The 310-nt window shown below is 35.2% G+C and carries 1 pseudogene; it reads right to left on the bottom strand.

Features of this window, described 5'->3' with window-relative positions:
- Positions 1-310, bottom strand: a pseudogene (locus V6260_RS18510) (CpaF family protein); the annotation flags it as partial.

Below are 310 nucleotides of genomic sequence, written 5' to 3'. Positions count from 1 at the left end.
GCCTTGTTTATCAATGCAAATGTCTTGCGTGTAGTTTATTAAAATATCACTTACTTGGTCATCAAGCATAAACTGTGCAATAGGACCAACGCCCTGAATTTCATCATATAGAGCCTGAACAACTTGCTCTTGTTGGTATTGATTAAATGAAGATTGATTGATTTGTGGAATATCACTGCACAGTGAAGAAATTTTTTCGAGAACATTACTTGATAAAAGCGCGGTTGGTTCTTTTTCGTACTCTTCTATAACGGCATTTTGAAGTAGCTTTTTAAGCTCTTCTAAGGTACTTAAACTGGTTTGAACTTGT

Source organism: Pseudoalteromonas aliena (assembly GCF_038155085.1).
Taxonomy (GTDB): domain Bacteria; phylum Pseudomonadota; class Gammaproteobacteria; order Enterobacterales; family Alteromonadaceae; genus Pseudoalteromonas; species Pseudoalteromonas aliena_A.
This window is presented reverse-complemented; position numbering and strand designations above follow the sequence as displayed.